Origin of the sequence: Saccharomonospora sp. NB11 (assembly GCF_015910535.1) — a bacterium.
Taxonomy (GTDB): domain Bacteria; phylum Actinomycetota; class Actinomycetes; order Mycobacteriales; family Pseudonocardiaceae; genus Saccharomonospora.
This window is the reverse complement of record NZ_JACBJG010000006.1, coordinates 285966-309167: the sequence shown is the minus strand read 5'-3', so window position 1 is coordinate 309167 and position 23202 is coordinate 285966. Positions and strand designations below refer to the sequence as shown.

Annotated in this window: 23 protein-coding genes; 6 read left to right on the top strand and 17 right to left on the bottom strand. The window is 68.5% G+C overall.

Annotated features, from left to right (window positions below):
• Positions 1–123 precede the first annotated feature (123 nt).
• Positions 124–1200 carry a PA containing protein gene (locus JAV51_RS11960; RefSeq protein ID WP_197320759.1) on the top strand — a complete coding sequence of 359 codons (1077 nt, stop codon included), beginning with the start codon at positions 124–126 and terminating at the stop codon, positions 1198–1200.
• Between the two features lie 18 nt (positions 1201–1218).
• Here the strand turns inward: JAV51_RS11960 and JAV51_RS11955 are convergent, their stop codons facing one another.
• The 6 genes from JAV51_RS11955 to JAV51_RS11930 form a co-directional block, all read right to left on the bottom strand.
• On the bottom strand, positions 1219–2553 hold the full coding sequence (locus tag JAV51_RS11955) for a thymidine phosphorylase (protein WP_197320758.1): 1335 nt from the start codon (positions 2551–2553) through the stop codon (positions 1219–1221).
• Complete coding sequence (locus tag JAV51_RS11950) at positions 2550–2948, bottom strand: cytidine deaminase (RefSeq protein WP_197320757.1); 399 nt, start codon at positions 2946–2948, stop codon at positions 2550–2552. The genes JAV51_RS11955 and JAV51_RS11950 overlap by 4 nt, the downstream gene beginning before the upstream one ends.
• On the bottom strand, positions 2948–4228 hold the full coding sequence (locus JAV51_RS11945) for an ABC transporter permease (RefSeq protein ID WP_197320756.1): 1281 nt from the start codon (positions 4226–4228) through the stop codon (positions 2948–2950). Before JAV51_RS11945 ends, JAV51_RS11950 begins: the two co-directional genes overlap by 1 nt.
• Complete coding sequence (locus tag JAV51_RS11940; RefSeq protein ID WP_197320755.1) at positions 4225–5319, bottom strand: ABC transporter permease; 1095 nt, start codon at positions 5317–5319, stop codon at positions 4225–4227. Before JAV51_RS11940 ends, JAV51_RS11945 begins: the two co-directional genes overlap by 4 nt.
• Positions 5316–6869, bottom strand: coding sequence for an ABC transporter ATP-binding protein (locus tag JAV51_RS11935; RefSeq protein ID WP_197320754.1), 1554 nt, complete (start codon positions 6867–6869; stop codon positions 5316–5318). Before JAV51_RS11935 ends, JAV51_RS11940 begins: the two co-directional genes overlap by 4 nt.
• Positions 6870–6999: 130 nt before the next feature.
• The gene (locus tag JAV51_RS11930) at positions 7000–8094 is read right to left on the bottom strand and encodes a BMP family protein (RefSeq protein ID WP_197320780.1); all 1095 of its coding nucleotides are present in this window, start codon (positions 8092–8094) and stop codon (positions 7000–7002) included.
• Between the two features lie 454 nt (positions 8095–8548).
• Between JAV51_RS11930 and sdhC the strand changes: the two genes are divergently transcribed.
• Genes sdhC through JAV51_RS11910 form a run of 4 tightly spaced genes read left to right on the top strand, consistent with a single transcriptional unit; the run spans position 8549 to position 12005 of the window.
• Positions 8549–8995: a succinate dehydrogenase, cytochrome b556 subunit gene (gene sdhC, locus JAV51_RS11925; protein ID WP_197320753.1), complete on the top strand. Its 447-nt coding sequence runs from the start codon at positions 8549–8551 to the stop codon at positions 8993–8995.
• Complete coding sequence (locus JAV51_RS11920; RefSeq protein WP_197320752.1) at positions 8995–9411, top strand: succinate dehydrogenase hydrophobic membrane anchor subunit; 417 nt, start codon at positions 8995–8997, stop codon at positions 9409–9411. Before sdhC ends, JAV51_RS11920 begins: the two co-directional genes overlap by 1 nt.
• Positions 9412–9436: 25 nt before the next feature.
• The gene (gene sdhA / locus JAV51_RS11915; protein ID WP_197320751.1) at positions 9437–11224 is read left to right on the top strand and encodes a succinate dehydrogenase flavoprotein subunit; all 1788 of its coding nucleotides are present in this window, start codon (positions 9437–9439) and stop codon (positions 11222–11224) included.
• Between the two features lies 1 nt (position 11225).
• Positions 11226–12005 (top strand): succinate dehydrogenase iron-sulfur subunit, encoded by a 780-nt coding sequence (locus tag JAV51_RS11910; RefSeq protein WP_197320750.1) that lies wholly within the window; start codon positions 11226–11228, stop codon positions 12003–12005.
• 75 nt (positions 12006–12080) lie between these two features.
• Here JAV51_RS11910 and JAV51_RS11905 read toward each other — a convergent pair whose 3' ends face one another.
• The 3 genes from JAV51_RS11905 to JAV51_RS11895 all read right to left on the bottom strand — a co-directional run bounded on the left by JAV51_RS11905 (position 12081) and on the right by JAV51_RS11895 (position 14340).
• On the bottom strand, positions 12081–12533 hold the full coding sequence (locus JAV51_RS11905; RefSeq protein WP_197320749.1) for a hypothetical protein: 453 nt from the start codon (positions 12531–12533) through the stop codon (positions 12081–12083).
• 12 nt (positions 12534–12545) lie between these two features.
• Positions 12546–12791 (bottom strand): SCO4848 family membrane protein, encoded by a 246-nt coding sequence (locus JAV51_RS11900; protein WP_197320748.1) that lies wholly within the window; start codon positions 12789–12791, stop codon positions 12546–12548.
• Positions 12792–12951: 160 nt separating this feature from the next.
• Entirely contained in the window at positions 12952–14340 is a 1389-nt protein-coding gene (locus JAV51_RS11895) for an endo-1,4-beta-xylanase (protein ID WP_197320747.1), read from the bottom strand.
• 554 nt (positions 14341–14894) lie between these two features.
• Between JAV51_RS11895 and JAV51_RS11890 the strand changes: the two genes are divergently transcribed.
• Positions 14895–16091, top strand: coding sequence for a serine hydrolase (locus JAV51_RS11890; RefSeq protein ID WP_307845867.1), 1197 nt, complete (start codon positions 14895–14897; stop codon positions 16089–16091).
• 15 nt (positions 16092–16106) lie between these two features.
• Here JAV51_RS11890 and JAV51_RS11885 read toward each other — a convergent pair whose 3' ends face one another.
• From JAV51_RS11885 to JAV51_RS11850, 8 genes are all read right to left on the bottom strand, one after another.
• Positions 16107–17309, bottom strand: a complete 1203-nt coding sequence (locus JAV51_RS11885) for an MFS transporter (protein WP_197320746.1) — start codon at positions 17307–17309, stop codon at positions 16107–16109.
• A gap of 39 nt (positions 17310–17348) precedes the next feature.
• Positions 17349–18386: an inner membrane protein YhjD gene (gene yhjD / locus JAV51_RS11880; protein ID WP_197320745.1), complete on the bottom strand. Its 1038-nt coding sequence runs from the start codon at positions 18384–18386 to the stop codon at positions 17349–17351.
• Between the two features lie 129 nt (positions 18387–18515).
• On the bottom strand, positions 18516–19961 hold the full coding sequence (locus JAV51_RS11875; protein ID WP_197320744.1) for an alpha-amylase family protein: 1446 nt from the start codon (positions 19959–19961) through the stop codon (positions 18516–18518).
• A 182-nt stretch (positions 19962–20143) separates the two neighbouring features.
• Complete coding sequence (locus JAV51_RS11870) at positions 20144–20497, bottom strand: hypothetical protein (RefSeq protein ID WP_005447207.1); 354 nt, start codon at positions 20495–20497, stop codon at positions 20144–20146.
• 233 nt (positions 20498–20730) lie between these two features.
• Positions 20731–21297, bottom strand: a complete 567-nt coding sequence (locus JAV51_RS11865) for a DUF3558 domain-containing protein (RefSeq protein WP_307845866.1) — start codon at positions 21295–21297, stop codon at positions 20731–20733.
• A gap of 3 nt (positions 21298–21300) precedes the next feature.
• Positions 21301–21774: a hypothetical protein gene (locus JAV51_RS11860; protein ID WP_307845865.1), complete on the bottom strand. Its 474-nt coding sequence runs from the start codon at positions 21772–21774 to the stop codon at positions 21301–21303.
• A 126-nt stretch (positions 21775–21900) separates the two neighbouring features.
• Complete coding sequence (locus JAV51_RS11855; RefSeq protein ID WP_197320743.1) at positions 21901–22698, bottom strand: exodeoxyribonuclease III; 798 nt, start codon at positions 22696–22698, stop codon at positions 21901–21903.
• A gap of 77 nt (positions 22699–22775) precedes the next feature.
• On the bottom strand, positions 22776–23090 hold the full coding sequence (locus JAV51_RS11850) for an SH3 domain-containing protein (RefSeq protein WP_197320742.1): 315 nt from the start codon (positions 23088–23090) through the stop codon (positions 22776–22778).
• Between the last annotated feature and the right edge of the window lie 112 nt (positions 23091–23202).

The following is a 23202-nucleotide window of genomic DNA, read 5'->3' as shown; positions in this document are numbered from 1 at the left end:
CGTTATCCAATCGTCGGAGTCGCACGTCACGCGGTCCGGGCCTGGGGGGAATACCCTCTGCAATGGGTTGGTCGCTAGGCTGCGATCGACGTCCCATCTTCCCCGCCGATGAAGGACACCGCAGTGACGACTGACAATCACCTCGCAGCCCCGTCCTTCGACCGGATGCGCAACATGTTGGTGCGCGCGGCCGAGGTCCGAGAGAGCGAGCAGCAGCAGATCTTCGACGCGCTCGACGACATCTACGCCAGGCTCGCGCCGGTGGATTCGCTCGGCGCCGTGCGCAAGCGACTCTCCGAGCTGCCGGACCGCACCGAGGTCGGCGTACTCGCCGAGCGGCTCGACGAGGCCATGACCCGCCTCGAGGCGCAGGACAACGCGCTCGCCGACCTGGCCCGCTCCGTGGAGGCCATCGTCGACAAGCTTGCGAAGCCCTTCGCACAGCTCGACGGCAGGCTCGACGGGGTCGCGGCCCGGTTCGAAGGCGTCGCCGGCCGGATGGACGGCCTGGAGGACAAGCTCTCGAACATCCACCGCAGGCTTGACGAGTTGGGCAACCACCTCGACAAGCAGGACATGAAGATCGACCACGTGCCGACGGCGGTGCAGGGTCCGATGCGCGAGCGGCTCGACACGCTGGAGACCGGTCTCAAGGAGCGCGTCGACCGTCTCGACGCCGACGCCAAGGAGCGCCTGTCCAGCACGTCGGAATCGCTGCGCTCGGCGGTGTCGGACTCCTCCGAGTCGCTGCGCTCGGCGCTCAACGACACGGCCGAGATCCTCGACCCGACGGCGCGGTTCGACACGCTGGGCGAGCGGCTGGAGCAGCTCGGCAACCGCCTCGACGCGCTGGCCTCCCGCCTCGACAAGGTCGAGGAGAACGTGGCGACGCGCCTCGGCGAGCTGGACGGCTCGATCAAGTCCGGGCTGTCGGAGGTCGAGGGCACGCTGGCGCAGCAGCCCGACAACGACTACTTCACGTCGGTGGTGCGCAAGAGCAACGAGGAGTCGGAGCGCCGCATCGGTGGTCAGCTCGACGAGGCCATGGCCACGTTCGCGGAGCTGATGCTCGGTGGCGGGCCGGCGCCGCAGCCCGCCATCTCCGCGCCTCCCACGCCGCGGCAGCCGCGCCGCCGCAACGGCCGTAACACCAAGGGAGCCGACGCCAAGGCCAAGGCCGACGCCGACTCCGACGACTGAGGGGGTGGACCCGACCGGTCAGCGCCGGTCGTGTCCCCACCGTTCCAGAACGACGCCCTCGCGTGCCTCGACGGCCGCGGGGGCGTCGGCGTCTCCGGGCGAGATGTCCGTGACGTCCTTGAGGACGAGCGCCGCGTCGAGCAGCGGCTCGGCCGCCGCCACCGCCTCCGGGGTGTCGGTGTGCAGTTCGAACAGCGGCTGACCGCGCTCCACCCGGTCGCCGGGCTTGGCGAGGCAACGCACACCCGCCGCGGCCTGCACCGGATCGCTCTTGCGCGCCCGACCCGCACCGAGTCGCCACGCGGCCACGCCGACGCCGTAGGCGTCCAGCCCGGCCACCACACCCGACTCGCGCGCCTCGATGACCTGCACGTGCTGTGCGGTGGGCAGCGGGGCCTCCGGATCGCCGCCCTGGGCGGCGATCATGCGACACCACGTCTCGTACGCCTGCCCGGAGGCGAGCACCCGTTCCGGGTCGACGTCGCCGAGCCCGGCGAGGGCGAGCATCTCGCGCGCGAGGGCGAGCGTGAGTTCCACGACGTCGGCCGGGCCACCGCCCTGCAGCACCTCGACGGACTCGGCCACCTCGACCGCGTTGCCGACGGCGACCCCGAGCGGCGTGCTCATGTCGGTGAGCAGGGCGGTAGTGGCCACGTCGTGCGCCGCGCCGATCGCCACGAGTCGTTCGGCGAGTTCCCGGGCCTGATCACGGGTCTTCATGAAGGCACCCGAGCCGACCTTGACGTCGAGCACCAACCGCCCCGCACCCTCGGCGATCTTCTTGCTCATGATCGAGCTGGCGATCAGGGGCACGGCCTCGACGGTGGCCGTGACGTCCCGCAGCGCGTACAGCTTCCGGTCGGCAGGGGCCAGAGTGGGTGTGGCGGCGCAGACCACCGCGCCGACGTCCTCAAGCTGACGATCGATCTCGTCGGCCGACAACTCGGCCCGCCAGCCGGGGATGGACTCCAGCTTGTCGAGCGTGCCGCCGGTGTGCCCGAGTCCGCGACCCGAGAGCTGCGGCACGGCGGCACCGCAGGCCGCGACGAGCGGAGCCAGCGGCAACGTGATCTTGTCGCCGACCCCGCCCGTCGAGTGCTTGTCGACCGTGGGACGCGAGCACCGCAGCGTCAGGCGCTCCCCCGAGTCGATCATCGCGCCGGTCCAGCGCGCCGTCTCCTCGGCGTCCATGCCGCGCAGGAACACGGCCATCGCCAGCGCCGCCATCTGCTCGTCGCCGACCACACCGCGCGTGTAGGCGTCGATCACCCAGTCGATCTGCGCGTCGGTCAGTCGAGCACCGTCCCGCTTGGTGCGGATGACGTCGACCGCCGCGAACGGTTCCACACTCATGACGGCAGATCCTCCGGCCCGAACGCCTGCGGCAACACGGCCGTCATCGGCTGCACTCCCGCAGGAGTGTCGACGAGGCAGTCGGTACCGCCGAACTCGTAGATCAACTGACGGCACCGGCCGCACGGCATCAGCAGTTCGCCCTCACCGGAACGGCAGGCGACCGCGACGAACCGGCCTCCGCCGGACAGCCGAAGCTGCCCGGTCATGGTGGCCTCGGCACACAGGCCGAGACCGTAGGAGGCGTTCTCCACGTTGCATCCGGTGACGATCCGGCCGTCGTCGGTCAGCGCCGCAGCACCGACCCGCAGCCGCGAGTACGGCGCGTACGCCTTCTGCGCCGCCGCCGTCGCCTCGGACCGCAACCGCTCCCAGTCGATCTCCGGTGCGGACATCAGTCGTCCTCTCCTCGGCGGTACCGCTTGCCGATCGCCTTCGGCGGCCGCAGCTTCTGCGCGGCCACCGCCAGCACGATGATCGTCACGAAGTGCGGCGTGTACGGGATCAGCTCACGCGGCAGCTCGTCGTTGGCCCAGTACACGTAGTACAGCGCCGCGGCACCGAGACCGGCGAGTCCGGCGGCCAACCACTGCTTGCGCGCGAGCTGGACGGCCGCGAGCAGCACCAGCAGGAGCACCGCGCCGTAGCAGAGCGCCAGCACGGCCTCTCCCCCCGCGGACAACTGGAGACCGTCGGAGTAGCCGAACAACGCCGCACCACCGAGCAGCCCGCCGGGCCGCCAGTTACCGAAGATCATCGCGGCGAGACCGATGTAGCCTCGGCCGTTCGTCTGGTTCTCCAGGTAGTCCGCACCACCGGACAGCAGCACCAGCGACGCACCGCCCATACCGGCGAGACCACCGGAGACCAGCAGCGCCGCGTACTTGTGGACGTAGACGTTCACCCCGAGCGACTCGGCCGCCACCGGGTTCTCACCGCACGAGCGCAGCCGCAGCCCGAACCGGGTGCGCCACAGCACGAAGTAGCTGATCGGCACCAGCAGCAGGCCCAGCATCGCCAGCGGCGACACCTGCGTGACGAGCCCTCGCAACAGACCCGCCGCGTCGGAGATCCCGACCCGCTGGGCGTCCTCCAGGTCCTTCAGCCAGTCGGCGAGGAACGTCGCGGAGTACGTGTCGAACTTCGGCACGGGCGGCGACTGCCTCGGGTTGCCCGACAGCGGCTCGAACACGAGGTCGGCGAGGTACTTCGCCACGCCGAGCCCGAGGAGGTTGATGGCCACACCGGACACGATGTGGTTCACACCGAACGTCACCGTGGCGACGGCGTGCAACAACCCGCCGAGCGCACCGAAGACGATCGCCACGAGCAGGCCGGTCCACACCCCGCCGTAGTACGCGCCCCACGCCGCGCCCCACGTGCCGAGGATCATCATGCCTTCGAGGCCGATGTTGATGACGCCCGACCGTTCCGCCCACAGCCCGCCGAGCGCGGCGAACAGAATGGGCAGCGCGAGCCGCAACGCCGTCTGCGACGTGTTGCTCGACGTCAGCGTGTCGATGCCCGTGAGGTACGACGTCGTGGACAGCACCGCGATGGCCGCGACGGCCCACAGCACCCCACGAAGCCATCCCGGCATCGGGCGCCGCTCCCGCGGAGCCGGTTTCGTCGCGCCCGCCGTGTTCTGGGGCCCGGTCTCGACCGTGGTGCTCACACCGCACCTCCCTGGCTGACGCTCGCGGGCATGCCGTTACGGGTCTGGCGACCCACCCGGCGCTGCTCGGCGGCGAGTTCCGCTCGTTTGACGATTTCGTAGGCGACCACGACGGAGAGCACGATCGTGCCCTGGATGATCGTGGCGATCTCCCTCGGCACTCCGATGGTCTCCAGCGACACGGCCGACTTGTCGAGGAACGCCCACAGCAGCGCGCCGAAGGCGACCCCGACGGGATGGTTGCGGCCGAGCAGGGCCACCGCGATACCGGTGAAGCCGTAGCCCTGGGTCGCGGTCATCGCATACACGTGGTCGCGGCCGAGAAGTTCGGGCATCGCGATGAGTCCGGCGACCGCGCCGGACAGCAGCATCGCGATCATGGTCATCCGCTTGGCGCTCACACCGCCCGCCGTGGCCGCCGTGGGCGACTCACCGCTGGCCTGGAGTTCGAAGCCGAAGCGCGTGCGGTTCAGCAGGAACCAGTACCCGACACCGAGGGCGACGGCGATGACCACCGAACCGAACACGGTTCCCGCCTCGCCCAGCGGAATGCCCGGGATCCACCCGGTCTCCGGGATCTCGGCGGTGCTGATGTTGTTGCCGCGCTGGACACCGAACTGCTCGGCGCTGATCAGGTAGGCCACGATGCCGAAGACGATCGAGTTCAGCATGATCGTCGTGATCACTTCGGACACGCCGCGCGTGACCTTCAGGATCGCGGGCAGCAGCGCGTACGCGGCACCGGAGAGCATGGCCACGGCGAGGATCACCAGCACGTGCAGCACCGGCGGCAGCTCCATCGCCGCACCCACGATCGCCGCGACCACGGCCGCGAACCGGTACTGGCCCTCGACACCGATGTTGAACAGGTTCATCTGGAACCCGATGGCGACGGCCAGACCCGCGAAGTAGTAGACGACCGCGAGGTTCACGGTGTCGACGGCGGTCGTGCCTTCGAACAACTGCGCGCCCATGGTGGCGAACGCCTCGAGCGGGTTCGCGCCGGAGACGAGCAGGGCGACGGACGACAGCGCCATGGCGAACACGATCGCCATGACGGGTGGAAGCAGGGCGGTACGCCAGGAGATCATGCGACGTCCTCGGGAACTGGGTGGCTCTCACCGGCACCGGTCATCGCCGAGCCGAGTTCGGCGGGCGTGACGGTGGCGGGATCGGCCTCACTGACCAACCGACCGCGCAACATGACGCGGATGGTGTCCGACAACCCGATCAGCTCGTCGAGGTCGGCGGAGATGAGCAGGACCGCGAGACCGGCGCGGCGGGCTGCCCTGATGCGGTCCCAGATCAGCGCCTGGGCACCGACGTCGACACCACGGGTCGGGTGGGAGGCGATCAACAACACGGGATCGCCGGACAGTTCCCTGCCGACGATGAGCTTCTGCTGGTTTCCGCCGGACAGCGCGCCCGCGGCGACCTCCACACCCGGGGTGCGGACGTCGTACTCCTCGACGATGCGACGCGTGTCCTCGCGCGCGGCGGAGCAGTCGATGATCCTGCCGTTCGACACCGGCTTCCGGGTCTGGTAGCCGAGGATGCGGTTCGACCACAACGGACGGTTGAGCAGCAGACTGTGGCGGTGGCGGTCCTCGGCGACGTAACCGATCCCCGCCTCACGGCGTGCCAACGTGCCGAGCTTGGTGATGTCGCGTCTCGTGCCGTCGGCGCAGAGCAGCTCGATCCGCCCCGCCGACGCCTTGCGCATGCCCATGATGGTCTCGACCAGCTCGGTCTGGCCGTTGCCCTCGACACCGGCGATGCCGAGCACCTCACCGGCGCGCACCGTCAGCGACACGTCGTCGAGCACGGCCCGCTCGGAGCCCTCGGCGTCGAGCCGCAAGTTCTCCACCTTGAGCACGACCCGGTCGGTGACGGTGGACTCGCGCGTCTCCGGGCTCGGCAGCTCGGAGCCCACCATCATCTCGGCCAGCTCGCGCGAGCTGACCTCACGCGGATTCACGGTGCCGACGGTGGTGCCGCGGCGGATCACCGTGGCGCTGTCGGCGATCTTGCGGACCTCGTCGAGCTTGTGGGAGATGAAGATGAACGTGTAGCCCTGCTCGCGCATCGCCGACACGGTGTCGAACAGCGCGTCGACCTCCTGCGGCACCAGCACGGCGGTGGGCTCGTCGAGGATGACGATGCGCGCCCCGCGGTAGAGCACCTTGACGATCTCCACGCGCTGGCGGTCCGCGACGCCCAGGTTCTCCATGAGGCTGTCGACGTTGACCCGCAAGCCGGTGCGCTCGGCGAGCTCGGTCATCCGCTTGGTCGCGGCCTTGCCGATGCCGTGCAGCCCCTCGGCTCCGAGGAGCACGTTCTCCTTGACGGTCAGGTTGTCGGCGAGCATGAAGTGCTGGTGCACCATGCCGATGCCCACCTTGATCGCGTCCTGCGGGTTGCGCAGTCGCACGAACTCGCCGTTGACGGCGATGGTGCCCTCGTCCGGCTGTTGCATGCCGTAGAGGATCTTCATCAGGGTGGACTTGCCGGCACCGTTCTCACCACACAACGCGTGGACCTCGCCGGCACGCACGGTCAGGTGCACGTCCGAGTTGGCCACCACGCCGGGGAACCGCTTGGTGATCCCCTTCAGTTCGACCGCTGGTCGGGATTCGGTCATGTCGTGAAAGCTCCCCACGGCTGTCGAGGGGTCCGCTGTGGACCGCGGACAGCCTGCCATCCGACGGCGCGAGGGCCGACGGGAGGGATCGCCTCCCATCGGCCCCGCGCCGTACGGCAGTTCGAGTCGGTTACGGGGTGGGCGAGACCTTGATCTCGCCGGCCACGATCTGCGCCTTGTAGCCGTCGAGAACGTCGGCGATGTCGTCGACCTTGCCACCGGAGGTCGAGTACGCGACGCCGTCCACCGACAGGTCGAAACGCTCGGGCAGGGAGCCGAGGTCGTCCTCCGCCACCGCGCGGATGTAGTCGTAGACCGCCACGTCCACGCGCTTGAGCATCGACGTCATGATGACGTCCTTGACGTCGGCGACGGTCTTCTGCTCGTACTGGTCGGAGTCGACACCGATCGCCAGCGCGTCGCTGGCCTTGGCCGCCTCGAAGACGCCCTTACCGGACGCGCCCGCGGCGTGGTAGAGCACGTCCGCGCCCTTGTTGATCTGCGACTTCGCGACGACGTTGCCCTTGCCGGGGTCGTTGAAGCCCGAGATGTCACCCGCGGGGGTGAGGTAGTCGACCTCGATCTTGACCTTGTCGGAGGCCGCCTTCGCGCCCTGCACGAAGCCCGCCTCGAACTTCTGGATCAGCGGGGTGTCCACACCACCGACGAAGCCGACGTGGCAGTTCTCGCTCTTGTAGACGGCGGCCACACCGGCCAGGAACGAGCCCTCCTCCTCGGCGAACACCAGAGGGGTCACATTCGGCAGGTCCACCGAGTCGTCATCAATGATCGCGAATTCCGTGTCCGGGTACTCCGAGGCCACGGCCTCCATCGCGTCAGCGTAGTCGAACCCGACGCCGATGATGGGGTTGTAACCCTGGGCCGCCATTTGTGACAGTCGCTGCCGCCTCGCATCTGGCGACTCGTTCGAAGCAGCTGTGCCCTCTGTCACCTCAGCGAGCCCGAAATCAGCCTTGGCTTGGTCCACCCCCGCAGCAGCAGCGTCATTGAACGACGCATCACCACGGCCGCCTACGTCATAGGCAAGGCCTACCTTGAAATCGCTCGCGTCGACGTCGGCCGGAGCCTCCCGTTCCTTGCTGCTGGCCTCGGCCCGGGGCGGGGCAGCCGCAGTCACGCACTCGCCCGACTCTCCGCCGTCACCCGCGGCGCTGTTGTCGCCGGAGTCCTTGGCACAGGCCGTCAACGCCAACACGCCGGTCATGGCGATAGCCGCCAGCGCTGCACCACGCTTTCGACGCACGGTGGTTCTCCCTTCCCGCTGTTTTCCCAGCGGAACGCACCTCAAGGAAGCGCCCGGCGCGTCAGTGGCCGGGCGACGATTGGCGAACGGTACCGCCTGCGGAAAGCAACGTCACACAGTGGCCGTTCGGCGTAATCCAAATGTTCACCATCCAGCCGTTCGGGCTACCGCGTCAACACACTGTGTAGTTGAAATCCCTGAACTGAATCGGTACCGCTGGCCGGGTCAGAGGGGTGACGACACAGCCTCACGTCAAATCCGTGTCTGGTCCATCACAGCGGCCAACCCCGAGTTGGGCCCCCGTGTCAAGGGCAGGTCTAGCATCCTGGGATAACCCCGCCCGCGCGGGTTGAGACTTCGGGAAGTCGCAGGTCGCCGGGCACAGTCCATCAGTGACGTTGGAGGCCGTACACCGATGTCCACCACTGCGAGCACCGCCGCCCAGGCGGCTGCGAGTGATCGGGCAGGCGCCTCACGTCGGAGCGGTACGTTCTACCGCGGCGACCCGGGCATGTGGTCCTGGGTGCTGCACCGCATCACCGGCGTGCTCACGTTCTTCTTCCTGTTCGTACACGTTCTCGACACTGCGCTCGTCCGGGTTTCGCCGAACGCCTACGACGCGATCATCGAGACCTACAAGACCCCGCTCGTCAACCTCATGGAGGTCGGCCTCGTCGGCGCGGTGCTCTACCACGCACTGAACGGCATCAGGATCATCCTGGTCGACTTCTGGTCCAAGGGCGCGAAGTACCAGCGCGTCATGCTCTGGTCGATCCTGGGCGTCTGGGTGCTGGTCATGATCCCGGGCGCGTACTTCATGCTCGAGCGCACCCTGAGTGAACTCTTCGGAGGCGGCAACTGATGGCTGAGACACTCAACCTCGACACGCCGCGCTCCGCCCGCAGGCCCGCGGCCCGACGCAGCAACTTCGAGCTGTACAGCTGGCTGTTCATGCGCATGTCGGGCCTGCTGCTCGTCGTCCTGGTGCTCGGGCACCTGTTCATCATGAACATCCTCGACGGCGGCGTGCACCGGATCAACTTCGCCTTCGTCGCGGGCCGCTGGTCCTCGCCGTTCTGGCAGTTCTGGGACCTCGCGATGCTGTGGCTGGCCATGATCCACGGCGGCAACGGCCTCCGCACGATCATCGACGACTACGCGCGCAGGGACAGCACCCGCTTCTGGCTGAAGATGGTGCTGTACGTGTCCGTGGCGGTGATCGTCCTGCTCGGCACGCTGGTGATCTTCACCTTCGACCCGAACATTCCGGCCGACTGACCCCACCACACGAAAGCGACGTGACATGCAGTTCCACAAGTACGACGTGGTGATCGTCGGGGCAGGCGGCGCGGGGATGCGCGCGGCGATCGAGGCCGGTCAGCGTGCCCGCACCGCCGTGCTCACCAAGCTGTACCCGACGCGTTCCCACACCGGTGCCGCCCAGGGCGGCATGTGTGCGGCCCTCGCCAACGTCGAAGAGGACAACTGGGAGTGGCACACCTTCGACACCGTCAAGGGTGGTGACTACCTCACCGACCAGGACGCGGCCGAGATCATGGCCAAGGAGGCCATCGACGCGGTCCTCGACCTGGAGAAGATGGGGCTGCCGTTCAACCGCACCCCCGACGGCAAGATCGACCAGCGGCGGTTCGGCGGGCACACCCGCGAGCACGGCAAGGCCGCGGTGCGCCGGGCCTGCTACGCGGCCGACCGCACGGGTCACATGATCCTGCAGACGCTGTACCAGAACTGCGTCAAGCACGGCATCGAGTTCTTCAACGAGTTCTACGTCCTCGACATCGCGCTCACCGAGACCGCCGACGGTCCGGTCGCGTCCGGCGCCATCGCCTACGAGCTGGCCACCGGCGAGATCCACGTGTTCCAGGCGAAGTCGATCGTCTTCGCCACCGGCGGGTTCGGCAAGGTCTTCAAGACCACCTCGAACGCGCACACGCTCACCGGCGACGGCATGGGCATCTACGCCCGCAAGGGACTGCCGCTGGAGGACATGGAGTTCTACCAGTTCCACCCGACCGGCCTCGCCGGCCTCGGCATCCTCCTCACCGAGGGTGCGCGTGGTGAGGGCGCGATCCTCCGCAACGCCGACGGCGAGCGGTTCATGGAGCGCTACGCCCCCACCATCAAGGACCTCGCGCCGCGCGACATCGTCGCCCGGTCGATGGTGCTGGAGGTGCTGGAAGGTCGCGGCGCGGGCCCGAACAAGGACTACGTGCTCCTCGACTGCACGCACCTCGGCGCCGAGGTCCTGGAGACCAAGCTGCCCGACATCACCGAGTTCGCCCGCACCTACCTCGGCGTGGACCCGGTGAAGGAGCCCGTGCCGGTGTACCCCACCGCGCACTACGCGATGGGCGGCATCCCCACCAACGTGCACGGTGAGGCGCTGCGCGACAACGAGAACATCGTGCCCGGCCTGTACGCGGCCGGTGAGGTGGCGTGTGTGTCCGTGCACGGCGCCAACCGACTCGGCACGAACTCGCTGCTCGACATCAACGTGTTCGGCCGCCGCGCCGGCATCGCCGCCGCCGAGTACGCGAGCAACCGCGACTTCGTCGAGCTTCCGGAGAACCCCGCCAAGCTCGTCGAGGGCATGGTCGACCACCTGCGCACCGCCACCGGTGGCGAGCGCGTGGCCGACATCCGCAACGAGCTGCAGGCCACGATGGACGCCAACGCGGCCGTGTACCGCACCGAGGACACGCTGAAGCAGGCGCTGACCGACGTGCAGGCACTCAAGCAGCGCTACGGACGCATCTCGGTGATGGACAAGGGCAAGCGGTACAACACCGACCTGCTGGAGGCCATCGAGCTCGGGTTCCTGCTGGACCTCGCCGAGATCCTGGTGAACGCCGCCCTGGCCCGCAAGGAGTCCCGCGGTGGACACGCGCGCGAGGACTACCCGGACCGCGACGACGTCAACTTCATGCGGCACTCGATGTCGTACAAGGTGCTGCCGGAGAAGGAGGACCCGGACGCTCCGCTGGGGCTCACCGGGTTCACCGCCGACATCCGCCTGGACTACAAGCCGGTGACCTTCACCCGGTACGAACCGATGGAGCGGAAGTACTGATATGACTGCCACGGTTTCCGAGGGCGTTCACGACACCTCGCAGATTCCCGCACCGGAGGGTTCGGTCACCGTCACGGTGAAGCTGCTCCGGTTCAACCCCGAGGTGGACTCCGAGCCGCACTGGGAGTCCTACGACGTTCCGGCTCTGCCCACCGACCGCGTGCTGAACCTGCTGTTCAACATCAAGAACTACGTGGACGGCACGCTGGCGTTCCGGCGTTCGTGCGCGCACGGCATCTGCGGCTCGGACGCCATGCAGATCAACGGCGTCAACCGCCTCGCGTGCAAGGTGCTGGTGAAGGACCTGCTGGCCAAGGACGGCAAGCCCACCACCATCACCATCGCCCCGATCAAGGGCCTGCCGACGATGAAGGACCTCTACGTCGACATGGAGCCCTTCTTCGAGGCCTACCGCGCGGTGAAGCCGTACCTCATCGCCTACGGCAACGAGCCGACCCGGGAGCGCGTCCAGTCGCCCGCCGACCGCGAGCGGTTCGACGACACCACCAAGTGCATCCTGTGCGCGGCGTGCACGTCGTCGTGCCCGGTGTACTGGGCCGACGGGTCGTACTTCGGCCCGGCGGCCATCGTGAACGCGCACCGGTTCATCTTCGACTCGCGTGACGAGGGCGCCGAGGAGCGGCTGGACATCCTCAACGACGCCGAGGGTGTGTGGCGCTGCCGCACGACGTTCAACTGCACCGACGCGTGCCCGCGCGGCATCCAGATCACCAAGGCCATCCAGGAGGTCAAGCGCGCGCTGCTGTTCAAGCGCGTGTGAGACGCCCGGCCACACGCGAAGGCCACCCGACCGCGGACGACGCGGGAGGGTGGCCTTCGTCGTTGTGGGCCCGGATCAGAAGTCGGCGCAGGCGGTGCGGGCGTCCGTCATGGCGCTCTGGAACTCGGCATTCTCGATGTCGAAGTACCGCTGGAACAGGATGTACGGCTTTCGGATGGCCTCGGACAGCGACTCGTACGTCGGGTCGGCTTCGGCGGCCGCCATCGCCAATCCGGCGGCAGCACCCCAGCGGTACATGTGGGCGGCGCTCTCCTTCGTCGGCTCCACCGTCGGGGTGCGCTCCACGATCGCGCACGCGTCCCGCGCGTCGGCCTCTGCCCCCTCGGCGGCGTCGTCGGCCAGCAGGAACCACGTGAGGCCGACACCTCCCCCGCCGACGAGCAGTCCGACGAGAGCGCCCGCCAGCACTCGGCCCCACCCCTTACGGGCGGTCGGTGCCTCCGGAAGCGGCTGTGGCGGTTGCTGGGGTGGCGGGGCCTGCCAGGTCGGCGGTGTCTGGTCCGTCATGGCAGGTGAGACCTACCGGGCGGGCTCTCGGTTCCGTGAGGCCCGCAGGCCACGCCATCCGATCAGGCCGATGATCGTGCCGAGCACGAACGAGGTCACCGCGAGCAGGAGGTGCACCCAGAAGAACGGGGTGGCCGAGCCGTCGTCGTTCCACGCGTTGTCGCTGTTCCACAGGTTGCGGGCGAAGGTGATCCAGATGATCCAGGACCACACACCGAAGGCCGTGAGGAACAGGGAGGTACGACGAGACATCCGCATGTCGGCAGTATCCCTCCGCTCCGCCCGCCTCGGCCCGTACGGGTGCGCAGCACCACGTCGGCCCGACACCACGGCGGGGCCGGCCCGGTCGTGGTGACCGGACCGGCCGTCGTCCCGGTCTCCCCGCCCACCCGGCAGGGGCGGGGAGTCCGGGTCGTCCTCACGAGGCGACGCAGGAGCCCAGCGTGGGCGCCGCCCAGTTGCCGTTGGTCATGACGGTGAAGCCGAACGTCGTCTGCCCGCCCGCCGGGAGACCGCCGGTCGACCGCATTGTCATCACGTTGCCGCTGGAGTCCCAGCTCGCGTTGCCGTTCCAGGTCGCCGAGATCTTTTGCGGCGACTGCACGGTCACCGTGGTGCTCCAGCCGCTGATCGGCTGGTCACCCGCACGGACGGTGACCTCGCCGTTGAACCGGTCGCCCCACCGCTGCGTCTCGGTGTAGGTCACGGTGCAGGACGCGTTGCCGTTGCCGCCGTCGCCGCCGTCACCACCACCGGCGTTGAGGAGCGTGTCGAGCACCGCGTAGTAGGCCTGCTTGGGGTTGTAGTTGCCGTCGAACAGCAGCGGCGTGTCCTCGGCACGCCACGAGTACTTGTCGGTCACTCCCCACACCGTGATGCCGGTGCACTGGGGCACCGCCAGGCAGGCCAGCGTGACACCACCGAACTGCTCCGCCTGCGAGTCGCCCCAGCCCGCGATGTCCAGCTCGGTGATCTGGACCTCCACGCCGAGGTCGGCGAAGTTCTGCAGCGTGATGTGGTAGTTCTCCGGCACCGGGTTGCCGCTGTTGAAGTGCGCCTGGAAGCCGACGCAGTCGATCGGCACGCCGCGGCTGACGAAGTCGGCCACCATGTTGTAGACGGCCTGCGTCTTGGCCGTGTTCCAGGCGTCGGTGTTGTAGTCGTTGTAGCAGAGCGTGGCGTCCGGATCGACCTCACGAGCGATACGGAACGCCTCCTCGATCCAGCTGTCCCCGATGACGCGCTGGAACACCGAGTTGCGGCGCGCACCGCTGCTGCCGTCCTCGAACGCCTCGTTCACCACGTCCCAGGAGCGCACCTGCCCCTTGTAGTGCTCCATGACGGTGGTGATGTGGTCGTACATCACCGAACGGAGTTCGTCGGCCGAACCGATGTTCTGCACCCAGCCCGGCAGCTGCGAGTGCCACACGAGCGTGTGCCCACGCAGCTCCATGCCCTGCTGCTGGGCGTGGTTGGCGATCCGGTCCGCGGCGCTGAAGTCGAAGTACCCGCGCGCCGGCTGCAGGCTCTCCCACTTCCACGAGTTCTCGGCGGTGATGCTGTTGAACTCGCGGTTCAGCGTGGCCGTGTAGTCCTGCTCGCCGAGTCTGCCCTCGGCGACGGCGACGCCGAAGTAGCGACCCGTCGCCGCGGCGGCGTCACCGAGGCTCGTCTGGGCGCTCGCCGTTCCCGCCGTGGCGACGAGTGTGCCCGCGGTGACCGCACCGATCGCGGCGGCCGCGACGACCTTCCTGATCCGGGTTGCGGCTCCTCGGAGCCTGAACCGACTCTGGTGTGCCGTGCTCATCTTCCGTCCTTTCGTCGAGGACATGGCGACGTCGCGACGGCGCCCACCCCATCGCGGCGGTGACTCTCCGCGTTGAGATCACCGCGCCGGGCGACGACAGCACCGGAGTATGGCAACGGTCACACCAATGGTCAACACCCAGTTTTCCGAAAGTTTTCGACACAAATGAGCACCTGACACGCCGCCGACCAGGCTGAACCCCGCCGGAACGGGCTTCCACCACGTAACAATCATGGTGACCGAGCAGAAGTTTCGAAAGTTTCGGAACTACTCTGCGCAGCCGATCGGCCGCCATGGAGGCGACCGAACACACCACGGACTCGCTCCGCCGTTCGCACGCTCACCCGGCACCCGTTCCGAGTACCGAGGCTCGACGGCGCGTCGGCCGCTCCCGACCCCCGACGTGCCGAGCAGCGGGGGCCGGACGCGCGTTCTCAAGCCGATGCGGGCGGAGAAAGGCCGACGAGACACCCGCATGTCGGTGACATCCCCCACGTCGACGCCGCTAGCCTGCACGGGTGCGCAGCGACACTCCGTCCCGGACAGTCCTCGCCGTGCTCGTCACGGCCGCTCTCACGATGCTCACCGCGCTCGTGGGGACGCCGCCGAGCGCGGCGGTCGCGGAGCAACCCTCGTCGTGTCCGAACCGCACCCTGCCACCGTCCCCCGTGGACACCTCGGAGGAACCACCACCGGGCGAGGCCTCCCCCACGCCGCTTCCCGTGCCGACGGAACCGTCCGGCGGCGAACGAATGGGCGAGTGCGGAGTGGTCGTTCCGCCGGGCAGCCCCGAGCCGCCCCCGGAGGTCACCGCCGCCTCGTGGCTCGTCCAGGACCTCGACACGGGCGAGGTCCTCGCGGCGAAGGACCCGCACGCCCGGCACCGTCCGGCCTCCCTCATCAAGACACTGCTCGCACTGGTGGTGTTGGAAGAACTGCGCGCCGACCACATCGTCGTGGCCACCGAGGCCGACGCCGACCAGGAATGCACGTGCGTGGGCATCGTCGCGGGCGGGAAGTACCGTGTCGACGATCTGCTCGACGCATTGCTCATGCGCTCCGGCAACGACGTGGCCCACGCACTGGCCACCGCGCTCGGTGGCGTCGACGTGGCCGTGGAGAAGATGAACGCGCTGGCCGAGTGGCTCGGCGCCTCGGACACGCGCGCCGCGACACCGTCCGGTCTGGACGGTCCGGGCATGATGACGTCGGCGTACGACATGAGCCTCGTGTTCCGGCACGCCATGGAACAGAGCGCCTACGTCAAGTCGGTGAGCACCAGGGAGACCCGCTTCCCCGGCGGTCCGGGCGAACCCGACTTCCCCATCTACAACGACAACCCACTGTGGCCGACGTACGAGGGCTTCATCGGCGGCAAGACCGGCTTCACCGATGACGCCCGCCACACCTACGCCGGAGCGGCCGAACGTGACGGTCGACGCCTCGCCGTGGTGCTGCTGCGCGCGGAGCAACGACCGGTGCGCGTGGCGGAGCAGGCCGCGGCCCTGCTCGACTACGGATTCACCCTCGCCACGTCGGGCACCGAGCCGGTCGGCACCGTCACCAGCGCCCCCATCGCCGCCCCTGACAACGAGGCCGACGAGGATCTCGTCGCCGCAGGCGTGCCGACCCCGGACGCGGACGACCCGTTCGGCACCACCGGGTGGATCGTCACGCTCGTCGTGACACTGCTGGTGATCGCCGGACTGCTGGTGGGGCACCGCAAGGGACTGCTCCGCCGCCCGGACTGAGCGCTCACGAGAGGGTCACCGCGTCGCGGGCAGCGTCTCCCGAGCGGCGAGCCACATCGTGAACGCGAGCACGACCACCACCCCGGTCAGTCCGAACGCCGCCGCGTACGACCACTCGGCGACGGCGCCCGCCACGAGCGGGCCCACCACCGCGCCGACGTCGGCGGACATCTGGAAGCCCGCGAGCACCGACCCGCCGCGGGCCTTCGACCCGAGGACGTCGGCGACGGCGGCGCTCTGCGCCGGGTTCAACGCCCCGGCGCCCAACCCGGCCACCGCGACCGCCAGCAGGAACACCCACGGGTCGTCGCTGACACCGAGCCCGACGGTTCCCACCGCGAGCAGTCCCAGCCCGACGAGCGCGGGCAGCTTGCGACCCCGTTTGTCGGTGATCCGGCCGACGAACAGCAACGACAGCGCGTTGACCGCCGCGAACACGGCGAGCGCGACGCCCGTGAACGCCTCGTCCTCGGCCAGCACGGCGGTCACGAACAACGGCAGCAACGACATGCGGACCCCGAAGACGACCCAGCCGTTGGCCAGGTTCGAGGCGAGCGCCGCCCGGTACGACGGATGCCGGAGTGCCTGCCGGAACGTCAGCTCGGGGACCTCGTCCTCCTGCTGCCGCGCCAGCAGCGACGAGTGCCGCAACTGCCACCACACGAGCCCGGTCGTGAGCACCAGTGCGATGCCGTAGACCAGGAACGGCGCGCGCAGCGACACCGTCACGAGACCGCCGCCCACCACAGGGCCGGCGATGCCGCCCAGCAGGAAACTCGATCCCCACAGGCTCGACGCCCGTCCCCGGGCCTCCGGCGGCGAGAGCCGGATGAGCAGGCCGATCGCCGACACGGTGAACATCGTGGAGCCGATCCCGCTGGCCGACCGGAACAGCAACAACTGCCAGTACTCCGTGGCCACCGCACACAGCAGCGTGCCGATCGCCACGATCGACACGCCCCACAGGTAGATCGGCCGCTCACCGAAGCGCGTCACGAGCCGCCCGCTCGTCGGCGCGAACACCAGCCGCACGAACGCGAACGCGCTCACCACCACCGACGCGGCGGTCACGCCCACGTCGAAGCTGGCCGCGTAGTTCGGCAGGGCGGGACCGACGATCCCGTACCCGATGGCGATGAGGAAACTGGCCCCGAGGAGCACCCAGATCTCCCGGGGCAACGCCGTCTTCGGCGGCGTCGTCGTCGCTCTCACACTCACCCCTCCGTCCCCGGGCGAGCATATGTCAGGAGACGGTCGTCAACGCCGCTTGGACAACCACCCCACGAGCGCCCCGACGCCGAACGCGCCCGCGGCGAGACCTCGCCCTCGCCGCACCGCCACCACCGGCCTGACCACGGCCGGAGCAGGAGGCTCCACGGTGCGCGTCAGGTTCTCCGTGGCCGTGGCCGTCCAGGCGGTCACGAACAGCAGGAATCGCGCGACGAGGTAGGCGAAGACGAGCAGACCGATGATCGGCCCGAAGAGCGCCCCGCTCGGCGAACTCGTGACGCTGGTCAGGTAGAGACCACCGACCTGCTTGAGCACCTCGAACCCGATCGCGGCGATGATCGCGCCTCGCACGGCGCTGCGCGGAGCGACCTTCTCCCTCGGCAACTGCGAGAGCACCCAGAGGAACACCAGCATGTTGGCGGTCAACGACAGCACCACCGTGGCCGCCTGCAGCAGGGCCTTCGCCCACCCCGTGTCCTCCAGTCCCACGAGGCCGAGCAGGAACCGGCCGACACCGCTGCCGACAGCGGTGAGACCGAACGACACGACCAGGGCCAGCCCGAGGCCGATCAGGGCGAGCAGGTCCTTGAGCCGGGTGGACAGGAACGGCAGCTTCTTCTTCTCCTGCCCCCACTGCGCCGTCAGCGCGTCACGCAGGTTGGTCATCCACCCGAGGCCCGAGTAGAGGGCGAGGGCCAGGCCGAGGAGCCCGGCACCGGCTCGCGATTCGAGAGCGGCTCCGACGATCGAGGCGAACAGATCGCCGAGGCCCTCCGGGGCCGAACGGATGATGCCGTCGCGCAGCTCCGACAACGCGGCCTCGTTGCCCGCGAGCACGAACCCCGCCACGGCGAAGCCGACCATGAGCAACGGGATCAACGACAGCACGGAGAAGTACGTGATCGCGGCCGCGTAGTGGTTGCCGTAGCGTTCGGTGAACGCGTCGTTGGCTCTGACGAGGTGATCGAGCCACGCGTGTTTCCTGCGCAACCGCGGCAGCAGCTTCTCCTCGCCGCCGTCCTGGGCGTTGCGTGCGTTCTCAGCCCCGATCTTGGCGTCACCCACGTCAGGACGCTATCCGACCCCCCGCGTGTCCGCAGTCCATGCCCGCGTGTCCGCACCCCACGCACGCGTGTCCGCACCCTGCGACGCCGTCATGCGTGCACAGGGCGCGGACACGAACTCGACAGTCGGTCAGCCGACGCGAGCGCCGACATGCAGCGCCACGCCGTCGTGCGCGCCGACGTCCGCGCGGAACCAGCCGTCGGCGTCGACGGTGTAGGTCGATCCGGTGCACGCCCCGTCGACCACGTCGCCGTGCAGCACGTCGCAGTAGGTGCCCGCGGGCAACTGCGTCTCGAACGACCGGCCGGTGACCGCCGACGACTCGTCGTTGATCACCACGTAGCCCTTGTCACCGCGGCCGAACGCGATCGCGTCGTTGCCGTTGTCCCACCACTGCACCACCGGCGCGTCACCCACCGCGTTGTGGAAGGCCACCATGTTGCGGATCGGCCGCCACGTGTGCTCGCACTGCCACGCCGCCGAGTCGCAGTCGGCGTCGGCGGTCTTCCCCGCCGCGTCGCTCGGGGGACCGGCGTCGTAGTCGTCGAACGTGAAGCTGCTGTTGACCTTCGGCGTGCCGACCGGCCACGCGAGCATGAACGCGTTGGCCAGCGCGTAGCGGTCGCCGTCGCGGTAGCTCAACGTGTCGCCGCCCCGCTGGCTGTCGTGGTTGTCGACGAAGACCACCACCTGCTCCGACGGCACCGGGGTACCGAAGTCACGCAGGTAGGCGAGCTTCTCGGTGTTGAACACCTTCGCCAGGTCACGCGCGTAGCGCTGGTCGTAGACGTCTCCGTTGTCGAGGTACTCCTCGGGCGTGATCGGCTCGCCCTCGCCGTAGAGGACCTCCTGATAGACGTATGCGGGCCGGTCGAGTCGGCTCACCATCGCGGCGACGTCCTCGGCGGGCATGTGCTTGGCGGCGTCGATGCGGAACCCGTCGACACCCAGCGAGAGCAGGTCGTTGAGATAGGCGCCGATCCGGTCGCGCACGTACTCGGAGCCCGTGTCGAGGTCCGCGAGGTTGACCAGCTCGCAGTTCTGGACCTCCCACCGATCGTGGAAGTCGACGATGTTGTCGTCGCCGTTGCGTCCGCAGTGGTGGAAGTCGTCGTAGCCGTATCCCGCCTCGGCGTACTCGTAGTGGCAGTAGGCGGACCCGGCGCTGCCGGTGCCGCACTCGTCCTGGCCCGTCATGTGGTTGACCACCGCGTCCACGTAGACCTGCACACCCGCGGCGTGACAGGTGTCGACCATCGCGGCGAACTCGGCGCGGGTGCCCCGCCGCGTCTCGTCGATGCGGTAGGAGACGGGCTGGTAGTCCTGCCACCACGGGTGTCCCTGGTCGGGCAGCACCACGTGCTCCGACGGTGGCGACACCTGCACGGCCCCGTAACCCGCGGGACCGAGTTGGTCTCGACAAGCCGTGGCCACACTGTTCCAGTTCCACTGGAAGAGCGTCGCGATGACGTCACGCTCGCCCGGCGGGGCGGCGGTGGCGGACGGCGTGGCCGCGAGTGGCGCGGTGAGCAGCGCGGCCACCAGGACGACCGCACCGACGACACGTTGGAACATCGTCGAACCTCCGTGCTCTGTGGTTGTGACGGGCCACCGGGTGGTCCGGACATCAGAGCGGAAGGGCGTCGACGATGTCAACGATCTTGCAGAAACTTGCAAAGATCAACGGAGCGCAGGGCGCCTACCTGCGGAAAGCGGGTCGCGGCATTGCAAGAACCTGCAAAGCCGCGCGGTCGCGTTCAGTCCGCGACGGCCGCTGCGGCCGGAACGACGGAGGGCTCGGGGATCGCGTCCACCGGCGCCACGGTCGCGACGGACTCCGCCTCCGCGGCGGCGAGGCGGTTCTTCTTCCGCTGACGGAGCGCCCCGGCGATCATGCCGAGCACGCCGATCACGACGGCGATGAGGCCGACCGGCCCCAGCAGACCGAAGGTCATCGCGTTCGGCTCCGCCTGCACCGCGGCCGCCGTGCCCTGCCCCCCGACCAGCGCAGCGATCGTCAAGGCCGCGACAGCAGCCGAGCTGCGCAGAGTGCGCACCGACGAGCGATACGACGTCCTGTCCGGGTTGCGCACCGGGGTGCCTCCCACCATGTCTCTTCGACTGTTCAGCGCAGGCGCTCACCATGCCGTGTGAACGTCGCCCGATGGACGTTACCGAGCGTGTCAACCTCGGAGCCCACAGGCGCGGGAGACATTAGCGACCCGCCAACTGGCCTGTGGCACCGGGGTCGGTCACGGAGAGACAACAACCCCGCATCAAGCCGCTGCCCGGAACCACCTATCCGGTCCCGCGGCGTTCAGCGTGACGCGCTAGCATCGAGACGTCAGGGAACCGCTGGTAGATTGGGTTCGACCATCCCGGCGATTACCTCAGCGATCTCACACGCATCGTCCTGTTCAGTACGCGGAACAGAAATATCCACTCGTGAGATGTCGTCAAGCTTCAGAGCAACAGTGCAGCTACCGTGTGCGGCGTTCTTGGATACCCTCCCTGGTCGCTCATTGATCTCGATACTCTCAACTCCAGCGCCATTGTCATTCATTACGTCGACACTCTGGGCGTCCCGCACGCTCACGGCGAAAGTGAAACCGTCTCCACCGCTTTTCATGCTGTTCTGCCAGTGACATGAACGGGCTCCGCCCTGTTCTTCGTACCGTGAGCTAAACTCGCCGACCTGCGCCAGTTCGTCCGTTGACAGCAACTCACAGGGCTCGAGTGTGGGACCGATGGCTGTCGGCGGAACCGAATCCGTCGGCGCAGTACTGGACAGGCCACCCGCCGGGTTCTTCGGTTCAGCATGGCCCTGTTCTTTGTCCGAACATCCCGCCACTGTGAAAGCCAGCAGGGCTCCGGCCACCATCATCGATCGCGCGTTGATTCTCGACGTCACAGGTCAATCACCCATCTTGCGGAAGATGTCCTCTGCCGACTCTTCCCGCTCGTCATATTGATCAGATGCCCGGAGTAGCGCTTCGCGACTCTTCCTGAGCACGACTTGCAAAGACTCCGCAGCAGCACGGGCGGATTGACCGTCATTCGCTGCTTCGTGCATGTGCCGCGCCACCAACTGGCCATATTGATGGCCCCCCAGAGAAGGCATCTGGTCGAACACGGTCAGATCACTTCTCATAGATTCGATCTGGTCGATGAAATCTTCCAGAACCTTGATGATCGGGTCGGCGGCTTCCTTCGTGACCTGGAAGCCGCCTGACTTCGCTGACGCGACCATTCTGTCCGCCGAGCGAGTCACCTCCGACATCGTCTCGGCGCCCATCGACTTGTTGAAAGCCGACATCGCGCTCATCATCGCCCCCGCTCCAGGAGCGAGCGCACCGGCACCAGCAGCAAGATTGACGGGATCGGCCACCTATACCCCCAAAGCCGACGTTGCGGGACCGTTCAGCTCCGGAGTGTATCGACCATCAGCTCGGCTCGATGACTAATGAGCCAAGCACCACCCGCGGGATCGTCAACGGCCAGCGGGAATCCGCCCTCACACGTCGTACGTCGCCGTCACCGGCGCGTGGTCGGACCAGCGCTTGTCGTAGCTCTCCGCCCGTTCCACCACAAACGACGTGCAGCGCTGCGCCAGGCCCGGCGTGGCCACGTGGTAGTCGATCCGCCAGCCGGCGTCGTTGTCGAACGCCTTCCCCCGGTACGACCACCACGTGTACGGGCCGGGGCCTTCCGGGTCGAGGCGGCGTTGGACGTCCACGTAGCCCAGTTCGTCGAACACCCGCCCCAGCCAGGCGCGTTCCTCGGGCAGGAAGCCCGAGTTCTTGCGGTTGGCCTTCCAATTCTTGATGTCGAGTTCGGCGTGGGCGATGTTCCAGTCGCCGCACACCAGCACGTCACGACCGTCGGCGGCGGCCTTGTCGCGCAGTCCGGCGAGGTACGGCAGGAACGCTGCCATGAAGCGCTCCTTCTCGTCCTGCCTCGGCGTGCCGACGTCTCCGCTCGGCAGGTACAGGCTCGCCACCACCACGCTCGGCAGCCACATCTCGACATACCGGCCGCTGTCCTCGAACTCGGCCTCGCCGAAGCCGATCTGCACCCGTTGGGGCTCGACGCGGCTGTAGAGGGAGACGCCGTTGCGACCCTTCGTCGCACACGGGGCGTGGACGGCGTGCCAGCCCTGCGGCTCCCGCAGTTCGGCGGGCAGCGCGTCGGGTTCGGCCCGCACCTCCTGGCAGGCCACGACGTCGGCGGACGTGGCCGCGAACCACTCCGTGAAGCCCTTCTTCGCGGCCGCTCGCAGGCCGTTGACGTTGACGGTGGAAACGGTCAGCACGCCCGGCAGGCTACCCGCGCACCGCGCTCCCGGTTCCCCCGCACTCACCGGCTGGGGCCGGGCTCACGCACCGTCGCTCAGTCGCAGTCGGCGCCGTCCACGGGCTCCAGGTAGTCGTCCGAAGCCCACTCGTCGTCGTCGAGCTTGCGGAAGCCGTTGCGCGTCTCCGCGGTGGCCTCGATCTCCTCGTCCTGCCGCAGCGTGTCGACGACGTCGCGGTCCTGGCTCGGCCCCGACCGCACGTTGAGGACGTCGGCGGTGACGACGACGGTGCACCCCGCCTGCTCCTCCGCCCCACCGCTGGCGGCGTCCGAGCTGCGCTGTTCCGCGCCCGTCGTGTAGATCATCGCGAGGCCCAGGGTCACGCCGATGATGATGAACGCCCGCTTCACTTCCTTCTCCTCGCGCCCGGCACCACGGACTTGCGTGCAGACTAGGGAGTTCCCGCGTCCCGCAACAGACCCGTGCGGAGGAACCGGCGTCGCCCGACACCGGCATCGGCGC